This window comes from Pseudooceanicola marinus (assembly GCF_002786295.1).
GTDB classification, from domain to species: Bacteria; Pseudomonadota; Alphaproteobacteria; order Rhodobacterales; family Rhodobacteraceae; genus Pseudooceanicola; species Pseudooceanicola marinus.
In genome coordinates this window covers 42765-61846 of the sequence record NZ_PGTC01000010.1, presented here as the reverse complement: position 1 = coordinate 61846, position 19082 = coordinate 42765, and the positions used below count along the sequence as shown (strand labels likewise).

Sequence of the window (19082 nt, the reverse complement as noted above, 5' to 3'; positions counted from 1 at the left end):
TCCGCTTCACCGCGGCTCCGTCACTGTCATGAGTCCGAAACACTTGACCTCCTCCCGACAGAGTCGTAATGACGCGCAACGAGATTCAGGGCGCCGCTCGGGCGGTGCCTTTTCATTTGATCGGGGCGCGAACTGCCCTTCAGACCAGACGAGGATAGCCCATGTCGCGCCGCTGCGAACTGACCGGTAAAGGCCCGATGACTGGCAACAATGTCAGCCACGCCAACAACAAGACCCGCCGCCGTTTCCTGCCCAACCTGAACGACGTTTCGCTGCGTTCGGAAACCCTGGGCCGTAACGTGAAACTGCGCATCTCCGCTTCGGCTCTGCGTTCCGTGGACCACCGCGGTGGCCTGGACAAGTTCCTGGCCAAGGCCAAGGACACCGAGCTGTCCGACGCCGCGCTGAAGGTGAAGAAAGAGATCCTGAAAGCTCAGACCGCCGAGGCCTGATCCCTTCGATCTTCGGAAATTCAAACGGCCCTGCCACCTGGTGGGGCCGTTTTCGTTTGGGCGGCCCCGGCGAGGGGGCTTTGCCCCCGCCGCGCGTGCCGCGCGTCTCCCCCAGAGTATTTTTAGCTGTCGGATGAGAGCAAGACCTCAGGAGCGGCGCAGGTCGCGCCCCACCAGCCAGGCAACCTCCTTTTCAGTCGGGGAGCCAGGGGGCCTTGGAGCGCCCCGCCCTTGTGATCCGAAAGCCATAAGTACTCCCGCCGGAGGCTTCCCCGGGCGCCACCGGCGCCGCACCTGTCTCTGTTTCCCCACGTTTTCCCTTTGCAAGCGCCGCGCGAGGCGCTATGCGATCCCCCATGATCGTGATGACCGCAGATATCCGCCGACGCCGACGCGCCTGAGGACCCGCCTTCCCCGAGGAAGAGCGGTTGCTGCCACCGATCCTGCGCCCAAAATGTCGCGGCGCCTTTTTCACCCCTGCGAAAACTTGACTTGGCCCGAGCCTGCATGCTCATTCAGGGCCTCCCGTATTGCGAAGGACATCCGATGATCCCTCCCGTTCTGCCGACCTACAATCGCGCGCCGCTACATTTCACCCACGGCGAAGGCTCCTGGCTGATCGAGGAGGACGGGCGCCGATTCCTCGACCTGGGTGCCGGCATCGCGGTGAACGCCCTGGGCCATGCGCACCCCGACCTGGTGGCAGCGCTGACCGAGCAGGGCAGCAAGCTTTGGCATCTGTCGAATCTCTACGAGATCCCGCAGCAGGAAGAACTGGCCAGGCGGCTGGTCGATGCGACCTTCGCCGACACCGCCTTCTTCACCAACTCGGGCACCGAGGCGATGGAACTGGCGGTGAAGATGGCCCGCAAGTATTGGTACGAGAAGGGCCAGCCCGACAAGGTCGAGATCATCGCCTTCGACGGCGCCTTCCATGGCCGGTCTTCCGCCGCCATTGCCGCCGTGCCGACCGAGAAGATGGCCAAGGGCTTCGGCCCGCTGCTGCCCGGGTTCAAACAGGCGAAATGGGGCGACTGGGACGCGCTGGCCGAGATGGTCAGCGACACGACTGCGGCGATCATCATCGAGCCGGTGCAGGGCGAAGGCGGCATCCGCCCCCTGCCCGACGCGGACCTGAAGGCGCTGCGGAAGCTGTGCGACGACAAGGGCTGCCTGCTGATCCTTGATGAGGTGCAATGTGGCGTGGGCCGCACCGGCCACCTCTTTGCCCATGAATACGCCGGCATCACCCCGGACATCATGATGGTCGCCAAGGGCATCGGCGGCGGCTTCCCCCTGGGGGCCGTGCTGGCCACCGAGGAAGCGGCCTCCGGCATGGTCGCGGGCTCCCATGGCTCGACCTACGGGGGCAACCCGCTGGGCTGCGCCGTGGGCAATGCCGTGCTCAAGAAGATCGCCGATCCGGCCTTCCTGGAGGAGGTGCGGCGCAAGGCGGGTCTCTTCCGGCAGAAGCTGGAGGGGCTGGTCGCGGATAACCCGGAGGTCTTCGAAGAAGTGCGCGGCCTGGGCCTGATGCTGGGGCTGAAGTGCAAGATCCCCTGCGCCGACGTGGTGAAGGCCGGCTATGCGCAGGAGCTGCTGACTGTGCCCGCCGCCGACGACGTGGTGCGCCTGCTGCCGCCGCTGACCATCGCCGACGAGGAAATCGCCGAGGCCATGGACCGGCTGGACCGGGCCGCCAAGGCGGCGCTGAGCGAGACGAAAGCGGGCTGACGCCCCCGAGCGGGGCTGGCGCGGGCGGGACGATCCCGCCTGCCGCCGGCGCCCGCCTTGAGAGAGAGACGATGAAGCACTTCCTGGACATCCACACCACCGATCCCGACGACCTGCGGTCCATGCTGGACGAGGCCCGCGCCATGAAGGTGGCCCGCAACAGTCGCCCAAAGGGCACCCCGGACGACGAACAACCTCTGGCGGGCCGCATGGTCGCGCTGATCTTCGAGAAGCCCTCGACCCGGACCCGCGTCAGCTTCGACATGGGGGTGCGTCAGCTGGGCGGTCAGTCCATGGTGCTGTCGGGCGGCGAGATGCAGCTGGGTCACGGCGAGAGCATCGCCGACACCGCCCGCGTGCTGTCGCGCTATGTCGACATGATCATGATCCGCACGAACGAGGAGACTATCCTGCACGAGCTGGCCGAATATGCCTCCGTGCCGGTGATCAACGGGCTGACCAACGAAAGCCACCCCTGCCAGATCATGGCCGACATGCTGACCTTCGAGGAGCATCGCGGGTCCATGGCGGGCAAGAAGGTGGTCTGGGTCGGGGACGGCAACAACGTCTGCGCCTCGATGCTGCATGCGGCGGGCCAGATGGGGTTCAACCTGACCTTCACCGGCCCGATGCAGCTGGATCCCGACCCCAAGGCCGTGGGATTTGCCCGCGACAAGGGCGCCGAGGTGGTGATCGAACGTGATCCCGCCCGCGCCGTCGAGGGCGCCGACCTGGTGGTCACCGACACCTGGGTGTCGATGCATGACGCGCAGAGCACCCGCGAGCGGCGCCACAACATGCTGCGTCCCTACCAGGTGAACGACGCGCTGATGGCCCAGGCTGGGGACCAGGCGCTGTTCATGCACTGCCTGCCGGCCCACCGGGGCGAAGAGGTGACCTCCTCGGTGATGGACGGGCCGCAATCGGTGATCTTCGACGAGGCGGAGAACCGGCTGCATGCCCAGAAGGCCGTGATGCGCTGGTGCCTGGGCCTCTGAGGCCCGGCGACCGGCATTGGATAGCCGGGGCGGGGGGCGGCAAGGGCAATGATACCTTGTAACTCCGCGTCTCATGATTAGTATAGTAGGCTGAGTTTTCGGGCGGGGCCCCTGCGATGGCAGGCGGCCCCGCCCCCCGTGACCGCGGGCAGCGGCCTTGTGGGAAGATGGAGAGGCGAATGTCCTGGACCGATGAACGCGTCGAGCTGCTGAAAAAAATGTGGGCAGAAGGCCAGTCCGCGAGCCAGATCGCGAAGGAACTGGGCGGCGTGACCCGTAACGCGGTGATCGGCAAGGTGCACCGGCTGGGCCTGTCGAACCGCTCGGGCGGAGGGGGCGCCAGCGCCCAGGCCGCCCCGGCGGCCAAGCCCGAGGCGAAGGCCAAGCCCGCGCCGAAACGCGAGGCGGCCCCGGCCCCCGAGCCGAAGCCGGAGCCCGAACCGTCCGCCGCGGCGGCGGCAGCCCCTGCCGCGCCCGCGCCCAGCCCGGCGCGCAAGGCGATCATTCCGGCGGGCCAGCCCCTGCCGCCGCAGCCCTCCGCCAACGAGATCAGCCCCGAGGCCCTGGCCAAGGTCAGCGAGATCGAGAAGAAGGCCAAGCGCCTGACCCTAATGGAGCTGACCGAGAAGACCTGCAAATGGCCCGTGGGCGACCCGGCGACCGAGGATTTCTGGTTCTGCGGCCTGCCCGCCCAGGCCGGCAAACCCTATTGCGAGGCCCATGTGGGCGTGGCGTTCCAGCCCATGTCCTCGCGCCGCGACCGCAAACGCTGAGGCGCGGGCGGACCGAAGATTTGAAAAGGCCCCCTCGGGGGCCTTTTTCATTGCGTGGATGGCTTGCGGATTGAGGGCCCTGTCCCCGCCGCCGGAGCGCGGCAAATGAAGGGGTAAGGGGGCTCTGCCCCCGCCGCCCTGCGGGCGACTGCCCCGGGATATTTCGGGCCAACAAATATCTGGATCGGGCCGCGCGCGGAGGTCTGATCGCCCGCCCCGATCCCTATTTGAAGAGGTTGCGCAGCTCATCCTGCAGCTTGTTCTCGAGGCCGCGGCGCAGCAGCTCCTCGTCGCTTTCGCCCTCTTCGCGGGTGACGCCCAGGGCGCCCTCGACCTCAGCCCGGACACGGTCCTTCGCGGTTTCCTCGATCTGCTCCGCATCCAGATCCGAGTTCAGCTGAATTGCACGTTCCAAGTCCGGCAGGATCTGCGGCGAGGCCCAGGGGCCGCGGATGCGCACGGGAATGGCGATGCCGCGCCCCTCGTCATCCTTCAGCGCCACGGGGGTGAAGAGGTAGTTCAGCCGCTGCTGGCCCATGTCCACCGTGCCCTCGCCGGTGGCGGTGATCGACGCCAGGCGCATTTCTAGGTCGTCGTTGGACAACACGCCGTCGGCGATGGAGAAACTCGCCTCGGTCGCGTCGAAGATCGTAGTGCCGCCCGAGACATCGCCCGAGCGCAGCACCCGGTCCAGGTCGATCCCCGAAATGGTGCCGCGCCCGGTGGACAGGCTACCAGAGCCGGACAGCGACGACATCCAGGCCTGCACCGAGTTGCCCACGGCCAGGAAATTCAGCGCTGCATCGGCGCTGCCGGTGAAACGGTCGATGCCGGCCAGTTCGTCCAGCATCCGGTTCAGATCCACCCCCGCCGCGCTGAGGTCGCCCCCGATCGACAGGCCCGAGCGGTTGTTGGCCACCAGCTGACCGGTGACGCCGCCACCGAAAACACCCATCTGGTTGATCGTTGCCACGGCGCGGGCCCGGTCGACGGTGACGCGGCTGCGCAGCTGCGTCAGCCGGGTCACACCCAGGTCCACCGTCCCGGCGCTGAGGACGATGTCCCCCTCCACCAGGTTCAGCGCCGAGACATCGACGGGCGCGCTGGACCAGCCCGAAGGGCCGCCCCCGGACCTGCCGCTGCCGCCGCCTTTGCTGCCGGTGAAGGCCGTCAGATCCAGGGTCTCGGCGACCACCTGGGCGGTGATGCGGGTGACCGCCCCGGGCCGGATGTCAGCCTCTACCGCCGCCGCGTTGCCGGCACCGCGCAGGGTGCCATCGCGCAGCGACACGGCGCCGTCGGCCGTCAGCGTGACCTGACCGTCGAAGCCCAGGTCGCCGTTCAGCGCGCCCGGCAGCGATGCCTGCTCGCCGAGCACCGAGAACAGCTGCCCGGCGTCGCTGACCGACAGCACGAGGTGGCCGTCCGCCTCGGGGGCGATGCCGCCGCGCCCCTCGAAGCGGGCGGTGCCGCCGGGCGCGGAGAAGGCCAGGGACAGGTCCGACACGCCGCCGTCGAGGAAGGTCCGGGCGCGGGCCACCCGCCCTTCGCCGGTGATCCGCCCACCGGGCAGGTCGAGGCCCAGGGTGATGTCGGCCGGGCCGCTGGCGTCGGGCAGTGACAGGGTCAGCTCCAGCCCCTCCAGCCGCTGGTCGCTGTCCATCGCGGCATCGATGTAGCGGATCGAGGCATTGCGGATGAACAGCCGGTCGAGGGTGATCTGCCGCGCCTCCTCCGCCGTGGCCGGGGCACCCGCGCCGCTGGCCGCGCCCTCCGGCAGCAGGTCCCAGTTCACCGCGCCCTCGGCGTTGCGTTCCAGCAAGATCGCGGGCGCCTCGGCGTCCAGCTCGGTAATACGCACGTCCCCGCCCAGAAGCGCCATCAGGTCGACGCCGATCTGCAGGCTCTCGGCCTCGAACATCGGGCCGCGGTTCGACCAGGAGGCGTTGGACAGGCTGACAGGGCCGGTGCGAACGCCCAGCACGGGGTAGTAGCTCAGCCGTGTCTCGCCCGCGATGGTCAGCTGCCGCCCGGTGATCTCCTCGATCCGGTCCGCGGCGATGCCCGCGATCTTTTCACCGGGCAGCAACAGCAGCGCCCCGGCCAGAAGCACCACCGCCAGCACCAGCGCGCCCAGAATGCGCAGAATCCACCGCATGCCCGATCCCCTTGATCCAATTGGTTAATGATAACGATAGCAACAAAGCTGCCGGGGGCAAATGGCTCGCCGCGTGCCGCGGGGCTTTCCACGGCGCCTGCGCTCGCCTATATGCGGGCAAATGCAGAACCCGCCCGATCTCCGCCCCGATCTAGCTCCTGCCGCCCGCCTGGGCGACGGGCCCTCGCGCCCCGGCCAGCCCTCGCTGGGCATGGTCTCCCTCGGCTGCCCGAAGGCGCTGGTGGACAGCGAACGCATCCTGACCCGGCTGCGCGCCGAGGGCTACGCGATCTCGCCCGATTACGCGGGCGCGGACGCGGTGATCGTCAACACCTGCGGGTTCCTGGACAGTGCCAAGGCCGAGAGCCTGGAGGCCATCGGCGAGGCGCTGAAGGAAAATGGCCGGGTCATCGTGACCGGCTGCCTGGGCGCGGAGCCCGAGTATATCACCGGCACCCACCCCAAGGTCCTGGCCGTCACCGGCCCGCACCAGTACGAGCAGGTGCTGGACGCCGTGCACCAGGCCGTGCCGCCCAGCCCCGATCCCTTCGTCGATCTGCTGCCAGCCTCGGGCGTTTCGCTGACGCCGCGCCACTACAGCTATCTGAAGATCTCCGAGGGCTGTAACCACAAGTGCAAGTTCTGCATCATCCCCGACATGCGCGGTCGCCTGGCCTCGCGGCCCGCCCATGCGGTGCTGCGCGAAGCCGAGAAGCTGGTCGAGGCAGGCGTGAAGGAACTGCTGGTGATCAGCCAGGACACCTCCGCCTATGGGGTGGACCGCAAGTATTCAGCGCATCCCTGGAAGGACGGCGAGGTGCGCAGCCACATCACCGACCTGGCGCGCGAGCTGGGCAAGCTCGGCGCCTGGGTGCGGCTGCACTACGTCTACCCCTATCCGGCGGTGCGCGAACTGATCCCGCTGATGGCCGATCCCGACAGCGGCATCCTGCCCTACCTCGACATTCCCTTCCAGCATGCCCACCCGGACGTTCTGAAACGCATGGCCCGGCCCGCGGCCAGCGCGAAGACGCTCGACGAGATCGCGGCCTGGCGTGCCATGTGCCCCGACATCACCATCCGCTCGACGTTCATCGTGGGCTACCCCGGCGAGACAGAGGAAGAATTCCAGTACCTGCTGGACTGGATGGACGAGGCGCAACTCGACCGCGTCGGCTGCTTCCAGTACGAGAACGTCGAGGGGGCGCGGTCGAACGACCTGCCCGACCATGTGCCGGACGAGGTAAAGCAGGACCGCTGGGACCGCTTCATGGAAAAGGCTCAGGCGATTTCAGAGGCAAAGCTGCAGGCCAAGGTCGGCCGCACCTGCCAGGTCATCGTGGACGAGATCGACGAGGATGGCGCCACCTGCCGGTCCTGGGCCGATGCGCCGGAGATCGACGGCAACCTCTTCATCGACGAGGATTTCGAGGATCTGAAACCGGGCGACCTGGTCACGGTCGAGGTGGACGAGGCCAGCGAATACGACCTCTGGGGCAAGCGCCTGCGCAGCTGAGCCCCGTCGGCTTGCTGGCCGCCGCGGTCCAACAGCGGCGGCCAGCGCCCGCTGCCCTCCACGTGTCGCCATACGGCGACGGGGCACATCCCCGTCAGACTTCCTCGCCTCCCGACAGCCGTGACAGGAAATCCTCGGCCTCGCTCAGGATCGCCTCGCGCTTCTTGTCATCCATCCGGTCCCAAGTGCTGTAGATCCGCCCCATACGGTGATTGCCCTCGAACCGCGCGCGGTGGCGCGTCAGGAAATGCCAGTAGAGCAGGTTGAAGGGACAGGCGCCCTCCCCCTGCTTCACCGTCGCCGAATAGGCGCAGCCGCTGCAGTAGTCCGACATCTTCGCGATGTAGTTGGCTGAGGAGACATAGGGTTTCGAGGCGATGACGCCGCCATCGGCGAACTGGCTCATGCCAAGCGTGTTGGGCGCCTCGACCCATTCGAAGGCGTCGACGTAGACCGACAAATACCATTCGTGCACCTCCGCCGGGTCGATCCCGGCCAGCAGGGCGAAGTTGCCGGTGACCATCAGCCGCTGGATGTGATGCGCGTAGCCCAGCCGTTTCGTCTGATCCACCGCCGCGCCGAGGCAGGCCATCTTCGTCTGCGCGCCCCAGTAGAGCGGCGGCAGCGCGCGCTGGTGGTTCAGGGCGTTACGGCGCGGATAACCGGGGCCTTCGCGGAAGTAGATCCCGCGCACGTATTCGCGCCAGCCGATCACCTGGCGGATGAAGCCCTCGGCCGAGCTGATAGGCACCTCGCCCGCCTCCCATGCCGTCTGCACCGCGTCGCAGACCTCTCGCGGGTCCAGCAGCCCGATGTTCAGCGCGGGCGAGATCAGGGCGTGGTTCAGGTAGGGATCGTCAAGCAGCATGGCATCCTGATAGGGACCGAAATCGGCCAGGCGGGTCTGGATGAAATGGGTCAGCGCGCGGCGCGCCTGGGCGCGGGTCACCGGCAGATCGAAGGGGTGCAGGTCGCCGAAATTATCACCGAAGCGGTCCGCGACCAGGGCCAGCACCTCCTCGGTGATCTCGTCGGGGGTGAAGGACATCGGGTCGGAGCGGAAGAGGTCCGCGCCCTCCCGGGGCGGGGGCTGGCGGTTGTCACCGTCGAAGTTCCACTGCCCGCCCGCGGGCTGGTCGCCCTCCATCAGGTAGCCGGTCTCACGCCGCATCTCGCGATAGAAATACTCCATCCGCAGGGACTTGCGCCCCTCGGCCCAGGCGTCGAAACGGGCATGGCTGGCGAGGAAACGGTCATCCTCGCGCAGTTCCAGGTCCAGCGGCAGCTCGCGCAGCGCCTCGATCAGGCGCCATTCGCCGGGCTCGGTGGCGATGACATGTGACGTGCCCATCTCCTCCGCCCGGCGCAGCAGCTCGCCCCCGATGCTGCCGGCGTTTTCGGGGTCGTCCAGCCGGGTATAGGCCACATCCCAACCCTGCCCGCGCAGTTCTTCGGCGAAGTGGCGCATGGCCGACAGCACCAGGGCGATCTTCTTGGGGTGATGGGGGACATAGCCTGTCTCGTCAGAGACCTCGGCCATGACCACGCGGTCGCGGGAGGGGTCCGCGCCTCGCAGGGCCGACAGATCGGGTGTCAGCTGGTCGCCCAGAACCAGGATCAGGCGGGGGGAGGTGTCGTCGGTCATGCAGGGACTACGCGCCGCGCGGGCGGCTGGTTCAGCCGGACAACAAAAAGAAAACGCCGGCGCGAGAGGAGGCCCTCGCGCCGGCGCCTGCGCCGCGGGTGTCCGGTCGCCATGACCCTGTCAAAGCCGCGCCCTCCTGCGGCCGTGACAGCGGACCGAACCCGCTGCGGCGATCCCCGATGGCTCCTTCCCCAAAGAACCATGCAATCGGGATCCTGGTCCGGGCACGATCGCGCGCCCGGGAAAACTCACTTCGTGACCAGCGCCTCGAACCAGCCGGCATTGCGGCAGTAGGCCGGGGTGTGCTCGGCCGTCGCATGTTCGGCCTGCCACTGGGCGCAGGCGCCCGCTTCGCGGCAGGTGGCGCAGCGGATGATCGCGGCGCGGTAGCCGTTGGCGACGGACTCGTCGACCATCTTCTCGGCCATATCCAGGCCGACGCGGTCGGCCATGCCGCCCATCAGGTCGGCGTGCTTGTCAAGCTTGCTGAAAAAACCCATCTTGCGTCTCCTTCGGATCCTGGCCGCTGCGGCCTGTCCAGTCCTGTTCCGTTCGCGTCGTCAAAGTTCGGCAAAGACCAGGGCATTCTCGCAACCGCCGATGGCCTCGGCCCGGGGGGCCTCTTCCAGTTCGGCGCGCGCCAGCCAGTCGCGGCAGGCGCAGGTCACCTGGCAGCCGCGGCAGCGGGTCACCATCTCGGCCCACTCCTGTGGGTCCAGACGCCCCTCTTCCACTGCCTGCGCGGTGTCACAGCCTAGGGCCTTGGCCATTCGCTGGACAAGCCAGTAATGCTCCGTCAGGGATCCCATGGGTTTCATCGCGCCGATCTCCGGTCCTTGTCCGTCCCGGTGTGCCCCGGGCTCCAGAAGGTTCTAGACTCACCCGGGGCGCGGCTCCTTGATCTCGATCAAGTTGACAATGGCAATCAAATGACGCCAAGGCGCATAGGCCGAAAGCCGCCCTCAACGGGACGACCAGGGGTCCGGACAGGGTGCGGGATCAGAGCGGCCAGAAGACCAAGATCAGCGGGATCGACACGGCGACCACCAGGATCTCCAGCGGCAGGCCCATGCGCCAGTAGTCGCCGAAGCGATAGCCGCCGGGGCCGAGGATCAGCGTGTTGTTCTTGTGCCCGATGGGGGTCAGGAAGGCCGAGGAGGCGGCGACGGCCACCGCCATCAGGAAGGGATCGGGCGAGACGCCATAGGTCTGCGCCATGGAGATCCCGATAGGCGCCGCGACGATGGCCGTGGCCGTGTTGTTCAGCACGTCCGACAGGGTCATCGTCACCACCATCAGCGCCGTCAGCACCGCCCAGGCGGGCCAGCCCTGGGTCAGATCGACAAGGCCGTTGGCGATCAGTTCCGTCCCGCCGGAGCTTTCCAGCGCCGCCCCCAGCGGGATCATCGAACCCAGCAGGACCACGACGGGCCATTCGATATGATCGTAAAGCTCCTGCAGCGGCACGATCCGCATCAGCAGGTAGCCGATGACAACGAAGCCAAGCGCAATGGGCAGGTGCACCAGCCCGAAGCTGGCCGCGGCCACGGCCCCGGCAAAGAGGCCGATGGCGGCCCAGGTCTTGGTGTTCTCTGTCACCGCCAGGCCCCGGTCGGCGAGGGTCAGCGCGCCGATGGCATCGGCCACCTGGCCACCGGTATCCTTGGGCACCAGCAGCAGCAGTTGGTCGCCCGGCTGGATCTGCGTGCGGCGCACCTGTCGGGTGATCTGCCGCCCCTGGCGCGAAATGCCCATCAGCACCGCCCGGTGCCGCCAGGACAGGCCCACGGCCATGGCGGTCTTGCCGGCAATGGCCGCATCGCGCGGCACCACGACCTCCAGCACGTCCAGGCCGTCGCCGCTGGCCTTCAGCAGTTCCTCGCGCTGGCCGTCCGCAATGGCCAGGTTCAGCGCGGTGCGGAACTCGTCCAGCGCCTCGGGCAGCCCTTCGAGGACCAGCGCATCACCGGCCTCCAGAATGACGTTGCGCGACCGCCCGTAAAGGCGCTGGCCGCCCCGGATCAGGCCCAGCACCGCCACGTCTGCCTTTTCCGCATCGTCATAGGTCTCCGACACGCGGCGGCCGATCCACTTGCTGTCCGCTGGCACGGTCAGCTCGGCCACATATTGCGCCAGTTCCTTTTCGGTCATCGGCCCGTCTTCGGGCTTGGGGATCAGGCGCCAGCCGACCAGGGCCACGAAGGCCAGCCCCGCAAGCGCCGTCAGCCCGCCCACCGGGGCGAAGTCGAACATGGAGAAGCTTTCACCCAGGCTGTCCGAGCGGATGCCCGCGATGATGATGTTGGGTGGCGTGCCGATCAGCGTGGCCATGCCGCCGAGGATAGTGGCGAAGCTCAGGGGCATCAGCGTCAGGCCCGGACCCCGCCCCGCCTTGCGCGCGGTCTGTATGTCGACCGGCATCAGCAGGGCCAGCGCCGCCACGTTGTTCATAAAGGCCGAGAGCACCCCACCGATCCCGCCCATCAGGGTGATATGGCCCCCCAGGTTGCGCGAGCTGTCCACCAGCGTGCGGGTGATCAGGTGCACCGCGCCCGAGCGCACCAGCCCGGCCGACACCACCAGCACCAGCGCCACGATCAGCGTCGCCTCGTGACCGAAGCCCGAGAAGACCTCCTCATAGGGCACCACGCCGGTCGCGGCCCCCACCATCAGCGCCGAGAAGGCAATGACATCATAGCGGAACCGTCCCCACAGCAGCAGGGCGAAGACGGCAAGGAAAAGGGCGAAGAGGATCATCTGGTCGGTCGTCATGACGCGACAATAGCGCGCGCGAGAGGAAGGTCACGCGAATTGCGCGGGTCCTTGCCGCCGTCCGTACCGCGGCCCGCCCCGTCGGTCACAGCGCAGGTCGGGGAACAGGGGTTCATCCGACCGGGACCGGGGGAAGCTGCAGCCCTCGCCGTGGGGGCTCTCCGGCAGGATCGCCCCCAGCGCCGACGCATACAGGCGCCTTCGGAGCGCAGTGCGGCCACCACCTTGCAGCGCCGCCCCCCTCTCGCGTATAGAGACGCGACCGAATTCAGACGCGACTGGAGGCACCGATGGCCGGCCATTCAAAATGGGCGAACATTCAGCATCGCAAGGGCCGGCAGGACGCCGCCCGTTCGAAGCTTTTCTCGAAACTCTCGAAAGAGATCACCGTGGCCGCCAAGATGGGCGACCCCGATCCCGACAAGAACCCGCGCCTGCGCCTGGCGGTGAAGGAAGCGAAGTCGAGCTCCGTCCCCAAGGACGTGATCGACCGCGCCATCAAGAAGTCCCAGGCGGGGGACGGCGACGACTACGAAGAGATCCGCTACGAGGGCTATGGCCCCAACGGCGTTGCGATCATCGTCGAGGCGATGACCGACAACCGCAACCGGACCGCTTCGAACGTGCGTTCCACCTTCTCCAAGAACGGTGGCAACCTGGGCGAGACGGGCTCCGTCGGCTTCATGTTCGACCGCAAGGGCGAGGTGGTCTACCCCGCCTCCGTGGGTGACGCCGACACCGTGATGATGGCCGCCATCGAGGCCGGCGCCGAGGACGTGGAAAGCTCGGAAGACGGCCACGTGATCTACTGCGCCGACACCGACCTGAACGACGTGGCCACCGCGCTGGAGAAACAGCTGGGCGAAAGCGAATCGACCAAGCTGATCTGGAAGCCGACGACCACGACCGAGATGGATCTGGAAAACATGCAGAAGCTGATGAAGCTGATTGATGCGCTGGAAGACGACGACGACGTCCAGCGCGTGACGGCCAACTTCGAGGCCTCCGACGAGGTCATGGAACAGCTCTGATCCGATCGCGCGCCGCGGCGCGCGCGGCATCCACCAAACGACCTGAAACGCCCCGGCCGCGATCCCCGCGCCGGGGCGTTTCCTTTCCGGCCTGCCAATGCCGCAGGGCGCACCAACGCGCAAGGATCGCCCCGGTTCTCACCCCGGCCTCCTGCACCCGCGCAGGGCCATGCGGTCGAGGCACACGAAACATGCGGTGAAGGCGATCTCCGAAAGGCTGCGCCATGAACTGCCGGGCCACAACATTCGCGTCGGCGTCCTGTCGCCCGGCACCGTGACGTCCAAACGGGCCAACTCGATCCCCGGGGACGAGATGCGCGATGCGCGCCAGGATTTGGTCGACCAGCCGGGCATTCCCGCCGACAGCACGCAGATGCTGGCCTTGGCGATTTCCCAGCCTGAGAATGTCGTTGTGAACAAAATCCTGTTCCGTCCGACCGCGCAGCAGATGTGATCGCCTCGCGGTCGGCCCCCGGCGTGGGACGTCCCAAGCTCCGGCGCTACGTCAGGGATAGTAAAGCGACCGGGGCCGCCTTCCGGTCACTCGTCGGTCGTGGCAGCCTCACCGTCGGCGCTCTCTTCAGCCGTGTCACCATCTTCGATCGCGGTTTCCTCGCCCGTGGCGCTCTGGGCGCTGCCCTCTTCCAGGACGCCGTTCACCCATTGCCCCGACAGGACCTCGCCGGTGGCATAGGTCAGGGTACCGTCGCCCTGGCGGCGCCCTTCGACGAAGGAACCGCGGTAGGTATCGCCGTTCTTGTAGGTGGCCACGCCCTCGCCGGTCATCTCGCCCTCGACCCAGTCGCCTTCATAGCTGAAGCCGTCGGGCATCGTGATCCGGCCCTCGCCGTGACGCAGGCCGGCCTGGAAGCCGCCCTCGTAGACCATGCCGTCGGGATAGGTGGCCTTGCCCTGCCCCTCGCGCTGGCCCTCGGCCCACTCGCCTTCGTAAACGTAGCCGTCGGCATCGCGCATCACGCCATAGCCGTGGTTCTGCGCGCCCTTGAAGCCGCCCTCATAGGTCAGGCCGGACGGGAAGGTCGCCACGCCCTCGCCCTCGATCACGCCACCGACCCAGTCGCCCTCGTAGGTGGCGCCGTCGGGATAGGTGATCTTGCCTTGCCCGTCAGCCAGATCATCGCTGAACTGACCCTCGTAGACGGACCCGTCGGGATAGGTCACGCGCCCTTCGCCGGCGATCTTGCCGGCCTCCCACTGGCCCTCGTAGCGGTAGCCGTCGGCGCCGACGAAACTGCCCTGCCCCTGCCGCTGGTCGGCGACGAAGCTGCCCTCGTAAACATCGCCATTGGCATAGGTCACGCGGCCCTCACCCTCGCGCTTGCCCGCGACCAGGGTGCCTTCGTAGATGTCGCCATTGGGCTGGGTCAGCTTGCCGGTGCCCTGGATCTGGCCGTCTTCCCAGTCGCCCTCATAGGTCAGGCCATCCGCCATGATCAGCGTGCCCGTGCCCTGGCGCTGGCCGTTGTGAATCTCGCCTTCGTAGGTGGTGCCGTCAGGATAGGTGATCTTGCCGATCCCCTCCTTCACGCCGTTGACCCAGTCGCCGTCGTAGATGTACCCGTCGGGGTTCTCCATCCGGCCGCGCCCGTCGTGCATGGCGTTGCGGAAACTGCCCTCGTAGCGCACGCCGTTGGCATAGTTGGCGATGCCCTCGCCGGTGATCTTGCCGTCGACCCATTCGCCTTCATAGGTGCCACCATCGGAGAAGGTGATCTTGCCGAATCCCTCCGGCTTGCCCTTGGCGAACTCGCCCTCGTAGACGGACCCGTTGGGGAAGGCTGCCCGCCCCTGGCCGCGGATCTCGCCCGCCACCCATTCGCCGGTGTATTCATAGCCATTGGGCAGCCGGTAGGTGCCGTAGCCGTCCTGAAGCCCGTCCCGGAAGGTGCCTTCGTAGACCCCGCCATCCTCGTATTGCTTGGTCTGCACGGTGTCGTCCTGCGCGGCCACGGTGCCCGCCACCAGCGCCAGGCCGAGCGTGCCGGCCACCAGAAAGCTTTTCAGAACCTGCGTCATGGTTTCTCCCTGAACCCGCCGTTTCGCTGGGCCCGTTCCGTCGGTGCGGCGGCCTTGCTGGTCTGGCGAAAACCTATGCGACAGGGAAATGGGGGGCAACGCCTTTCGCCAAATCGCCTTCCCCTCGGCGGGTCTGGCCGCTAAGCAGGCCCCGACCCGCGCGCACGCCATCGCCGCGGACTACGTAGACAGGACGAACAGCGCCGGTCCCCGGCCGCAAGGAGGTCACATGGCAGACAGGTTCCGCATCTGGCTGGCACAGCTCAACGCCACCGTGGGCGATCTTTCCGGCAACGCCGATCTGGCCTTTGCCGCCTGGGAACGGGGCCGCGATGCCGGCGCCGACCTGGTCTGCCTGCCGGAGATGTTCATCACCGGCTACCAGACCCAGGACCTGATCATGAAGCCGGCCTTCTACCTCGACGCCATCGCCGCCGTCGCAGCCCTGGCCGAGCGCTGCGCCGATGGCCCGCCGCTGATGATCGGCGGCCCGCACGTCGAAGGGGCCGAGCTTTTCAACGCCTACCACATGCTGAAGGGCGGTCGCGTCGTCTCCAGCGCGCTGAAGCACAACCTGCCCAACGACACCGTCTTCGACGAGGTGCGCCTCTACGACAGCGGCCCCCTGGGCGGCCCGCTGGCCGTAGGCAACGCCCGCGTCGGCTTCCCCATCTGCGAGGATGCCTGGCACCCCGAAGTCTCGGAAACGCTGGAGGAAACCGGCGCCGAGTTCCTGATCGTGCCCAATGGCTCCCCCTATGCCCGGCACAAGATGGACACCCGCTACAACCACATGGTCGGCCGCGTGGTCGAAACCGGCCTGCCGCTGATCTACCTCAACCTGGTGGGCGGCCAGGACGACCAGGTCTTCGACGGCGGCAGCTTCGGGTTGAACCCGCACGGCGGGCTGGTCTTCCAGATGCCGGTCTTCGACGAGGCCCAGCAGATGGTCGAGCTGGAGCGTGGCACCGAGGGCTGGCGCATCGTCGAGGCCGAAAAGGCCCATATGCCCGACGAGTGGGAGCAGGATTACCGCGTCATGGTCGAATCCCTGCGCGACTACTGCCGCAAAACCGGGTTCAGGAAGGTTCTGCTGGGGCTTTCGGGCGGCATCGATTCGGCCCTGGTCGCCACAATCGCCGCCGATGCCCTGGGCCCCGACAACGTGCGCTGCGTCATGCTGCCCTCCGAATACACCTCCGCGCATTCGTTGGAGGACGCCGAGGCCTGCGCCAAGGCGCTTGGCTGCCGCTACGACTACCTGCCGATCTCCGGCCCCCGCGACGCGGTGACGGAAGCGCTGGCGCCGCTCTTCGAGGGCACCCAGCCCGACCTCACGGAAGAGAACATCCAGTCCCGCCTGCGGGGGCTGCTGCTGATGGCGCTGTCGAACAAGTTCGGGGCCATGCTGCTGACCACCGGCAACAAGTCCGAGGTCGCCGTGGGCTATGCCACGATCTATGGCGACATGGCCGGCGGCTACAATCCGATCAAGGATCTCTACAAGACGCGCGTCTTCGAGACCTGCCGCTGGCGCAACGCCAACCACCGCGACTGGATGATGGGCAACGAAGGCGAGGTGATCCCCGAGCGGATCATCACCAAGCCGCCCTCGGCCGAGCTGCGCGAGGACCAGAAGGACAGCGATTCGCTGCCCGACTACCCGGTGCTGGACGGGATCCTGACCATGTTGGTGGACGACGAGCGCTCGGTCGCCGACTGTCTGGCCGCCGGATATGACCGCGATGACGTGAAGAAAGTCGAGCGGCTGATCTACCTGTCGGAATACAAGCGGTTCCAGGCCGCACCCGGGGCGCGGCTGACCAACCGGGCCTTTTGGCTGGACCGGCGCTATCCCATCGTGAACCGCTGGCGCGACCCGAGCTGAGGTCCCGCGACAGGCACCGCTCCGGCAGGCATGCGGCCCCTGGGCGCCGCGGCATTTCCGTCGGTTGACGTATGTTCAGTCATGACAGAAATTCGTGAATTGCATGTACCCTTCCGCTGCGGCAGCCGCTAGTTTGTGGGCATGAAAGAACTCCCCGGCGCCAAGCCTCGTTTCCTGCGAGGGCTCGACCGTTTCACGCGGCAGGATGTCCTCGATGCCATGGCCCTCATCGATCACTACGGCGAAGACTGGCTGCATGAGGTGACGGGCCGCCGCCGCACCGCAACCCGCTACATCCAGAACCAGGGGCGCCGTTATCCGGCCAAGGCCACGGGCTATCTGGCGGCCCAGCTTTGCGCCGGGATCGCCCGGATGGAAAGCACCCCGGCGAAGGTCGAGCGCGTCGAACGCGCCCTGGCACGCTGCGGCTTCCGGATCCAGCGCGTCCGGACGCCGGTCAGCGGCAAGATACTGGCCGACGCCGGTCCGGAACGCTAGGCGCGGCGCCATCCTCGCGGCCTGAAAACGACATATCATCGGTCGGAAACGTCGCAGCCTGATCCCAGCTTTGCGGGCAGGATGGCGCACCCTTTCCAATCGCGACGCCGATGATCACCTTCCATACCGTCCCCGACGCCTTCTCTCCCGCCGAATGCAGCCACTTGATCGAGGTGGCCCGCGCCGCGCCCGCCGCCGATGCAGGTCTCGTCCGGGCCACGACCGAACACAACCTGCGCCGCGCCGACCTGGTCTGGCTCGACGACCTGCCCGACACCGACTGGGTGATGGAGCGACTGATTGCCCTCGTCGCCCGCGCCAATCGCGAGGTCTTCGACTTCGACCTGACCGATTTCGCCGAATCGCCGCAGATCGCCCGCTACGGCGCCGAACGCGAAGGGCATTTCACCTGGCATTCCGACATCGGTGAGGGTCGTCTGGCGGCGCGGCGTAAGCTGACGCTGGTCACCCAGCTGTCAGACCCCGGCGCCTACCAGGGCGGCACGCTGGAGGTCTGGATGAATTCCAACCTCGCCACCGCGCCGCTGGAACCGGGCACCGCGGTGCTGTTCCCCTCCTTCGCGCTGCATCGGGTGACCCCGGTGACCGAGGGGGAACGGTTCTCCTTCACCGTCTGGGCCCACGGCGCACCCTTCCGGTAACGCACTGATGTAGAGACTATAATTCCTGCAGGGTGCCTTTCCGAGGTGCCCGGATCAGCGCATCCCGGCGTTCGGTGATGCTTTTGCAGGCAAATCCTCGCTTCACTCCGTGCACCCATGCACAATGGCTTTGCACCTGCGGCAATTCTGTCCCCGGCGTTCCGGCCCTATCTGGGTCGCAAAAGAGACACCTCTGTCCCGACCACGGGTCAGACATCACAGACAACAACAGGAGCCCCGACATGAGCGCCCCCAAGATCGCCGTCATCTACTACTCCACCTATGGCACCAACCACGCCGTCGCCGAAGAGGCCGCCCGCGCTGCCCGTGAGGCCGGCGCCGAGGTCCGCCTGCTGCGCGTGGCCGAAACGGCCCCGCAGGAGGTGATCGACACGCAGGAGCCCTGGAAGGCGCACCTCGAAGCCACCAAGGACATCCCCGTCGCCACCCCGGCCGACATGGAATGGGCCGATGGCTATTTCTTCTCCTTCCCGACCCGCTTCGGCGGCGCGCCCTCGCAGATCCGCGCCTTCATCGACACCCTGGGCGGTGTCTGGGCACAGGGCGGCCTGGCCAACAAGACCGTGACGGCCTCCACCTCCACCGGCAACAACCACGGCGGCATGGAGAACACGATCCTTAGCTTCTACCCGACCGTGATGCACTGGGGCGCCATCATCGTGGCGCCGGGCTTCACCTCCGACAGCATCGTCGAAGCCGGCGGCAACCCCTACGGCTATTCCGGCAAGGCCGGCGCCTTCGATGACAAGGGCAAAGCTGCGGTCGCGCACCAGGCCACCCGCCTGGTCGAAGTGACCGCCAAGCTGGTCGACAAGGTGGCGGAACCCGCCTGAGGCGCCTGAGGCTGAACGGGCGCCGATCACGCCCTCCGGGTCAGGCAGGGCCCGCCGGCCTCCA

17 protein-coding genes are annotated in these 19082 nt (G+C 67.4%); 11 read left to right on the top strand and 6 right to left on the bottom strand.

The genetic code is table 11. The annotated features are described in order from the left end of the window. Positions 1-161 precede the first annotated feature (161 nt). The 4 genes from rpmB to CVM50_RS04570 all read left to right on the top strand — a co-directional run bounded on the left by rpmB (position 162) and on the right by CVM50_RS04570 (position 3957). Complete coding sequence (gene rpmB, locus CVM50_RS04585) at positions 162-452, top strand: 50S ribosomal protein L28 (RefSeq protein ID WP_085887799.1); 291 nt, start codon at positions 162-164, stop codon at positions 450-452. Between the two features lie 546 nt (positions 453-998). Continuing rightward, complete coding sequence (locus CVM50_RS04580; protein ID WP_085887801.1) at positions 999-2186, top strand: aspartate aminotransferase family protein; 1188 nt, start codon at positions 999-1001, stop codon at positions 2184-2186. Positions 2187-2257: 71 nt separating this feature from the next. Next, a complete protein-coding gene (gene argF / locus CVM50_RS04575) occupies positions 2258-3184 on the top strand; it encodes an ornithine carbamoyltransferase (RefSeq protein ID WP_085887803.1) in 927 nt (308 codons plus the stop codon). 179 nt (positions 3185-3363) lie between these two features. Further along, complete coding sequence (locus CVM50_RS04570; RefSeq protein ID WP_085887804.1) at positions 3364-3957, top strand: GcrA family cell cycle regulator; 594 nt, start codon at positions 3364-3366, stop codon at positions 3955-3957. Between the two features lie 223 nt (positions 3958-4180). Here CVM50_RS04570 and CVM50_RS04565 read toward each other — a convergent pair whose 3' ends face one another. Further along, entirely contained in the window at positions 4181-6115 is a 1935-nt protein-coding gene (locus tag CVM50_RS04565; RefSeq protein WP_085887805.1) for an AsmA family protein, read from the bottom strand. A 121-nt stretch (positions 6116-6236) separates the two neighbouring features. On the opposite strand from CVM50_RS04565, the gene rimO reads away from it, so the two are divergent. Then, positions 6237-7631 (top strand): 30S ribosomal protein S12 methylthiotransferase RimO, encoded by a 1395-nt coding sequence (gene rimO / locus CVM50_RS04560; protein ID WP_085887806.1) that lies wholly within the window; start codon positions 6237-6239, stop codon positions 7629-7631. A gap of 94 nt (positions 7632-7725) precedes the next feature. Here the strand turns inward: rimO and CVM50_RS04555 are convergent, their stop codons facing one another. The 4 genes from CVM50_RS04555 to CVM50_RS04540 all read right to left on the bottom strand — a co-directional run bounded on the left by CVM50_RS04555 (position 7726) and on the right by CVM50_RS04540 (position 12048). Further along, positions 7726-9276: a cryptochrome/photolyase family protein gene (locus CVM50_RS04555; protein ID WP_085887808.1), complete on the bottom strand. Its 1551-nt coding sequence runs from the start codon at positions 9274-9276 to the stop codon at positions 7726-7728. Positions 9277-9524: 248 nt separating this feature from the next. Then, positions 9525-9776, bottom strand: a complete 252-nt coding sequence (locus tag CVM50_RS04550) for a DUF6455 family protein (protein ID WP_085887810.1) — start codon at positions 9774-9776, stop codon at positions 9525-9527. Positions 9777-9836: 60 nt separating this feature from the next. Then, the gene (locus tag CVM50_RS04545) at positions 9837-10094 is read right to left on the bottom strand and encodes a DUF6455 family protein (protein ID WP_085887812.1); all 258 of its coding nucleotides are present in this window, start codon (positions 10092-10094) and stop codon (positions 9837-9839) included. Between the two features lie 181 nt (positions 10095-10275). Then, positions 10276-12048 carry an SLC13 family permease gene (locus tag CVM50_RS04540; protein WP_085887814.1) on the bottom strand — a complete coding sequence of 591 codons (1773 nt, stop codon included), beginning with the start codon at positions 12046-12048 and terminating at the stop codon, positions 10276-10278. A gap of 290 nt (positions 12049-12338) precedes the next feature. Here CVM50_RS04540 and CVM50_RS04535 point away from each other — a divergent pair, with 290 nt between their 5' ends. Both CVM50_RS04535 and CVM50_RS04530 read left to right on the top strand, forming a co-directional pair. Then, positions 12339-13079: a YebC/PmpR family DNA-binding transcriptional regulator gene (locus CVM50_RS04535; RefSeq protein WP_085887816.1), complete on the top strand. Its 741-nt coding sequence runs from the start codon at positions 12339-12341 to the stop codon at positions 13077-13079. Between the two features lie 196 nt (positions 13080-13275). Continuing rightward, entirely contained in the window at positions 13276-13533 is a 258-nt protein-coding gene (locus tag CVM50_RS04530; protein ID WP_085887818.1) for a hypothetical protein, read from the top strand. Positions 13534-13619: 86 nt separating this feature from the next. On the opposite strand, the gene CVM50_RS04525 is transcribed toward CVM50_RS04530, so the two are convergent. Beyond that, a complete protein-coding gene (locus CVM50_RS04525) occupies positions 13620-15116 on the bottom strand; it encodes an MORN repeat-containing protein (protein WP_085887820.1) in 1497 nt (498 codons plus the stop codon). 229 nt (positions 15117-15345) lie between these two features. Here CVM50_RS04525 and CVM50_RS04520 point away from each other — a divergent pair, with 229 nt between their 5' ends. The 4 genes from CVM50_RS04520 to wrbA all read left to right on the top strand — a co-directional run bounded on the left by CVM50_RS04520 (position 15346) and on the right by wrbA (position 19018). Beyond that, a complete protein-coding gene (locus CVM50_RS04520) occupies positions 15346-17004 on the top strand; it encodes an NAD+ synthase (protein WP_085887822.1) in 1659 nt (552 codons plus the stop codon). Between the two features lie 141 nt (positions 17005-17145). Continuing rightward, complete coding sequence (locus tag CVM50_RS04515; protein WP_143515603.1) at positions 17146-17502, top strand: hypothetical protein; 357 nt, start codon at positions 17146-17148, stop codon at positions 17500-17502. Positions 17503-17612: 110 nt separating this feature from the next. Further along, positions 17613-18164, top strand: a complete 552-nt coding sequence (locus tag CVM50_RS04510) for a 2OG-Fe(II) oxygenase (RefSeq protein ID WP_085887826.1) — start codon at positions 17613-17615, stop codon at positions 18162-18164. A 242-nt stretch (positions 18165-18406) separates the two neighbouring features. Continuing rightward, the gene (gene wrbA, locus CVM50_RS04505; RefSeq protein ID WP_085887828.1) at positions 18407-19018 is read left to right on the top strand and encodes an NAD(P)H:quinone oxidoreductase type IV; all 612 of its coding nucleotides are present in this window, start codon (positions 18407-18409) and stop codon (positions 19016-19018) included. Positions 19019-19082: the final 64 nt, after the last annotated feature.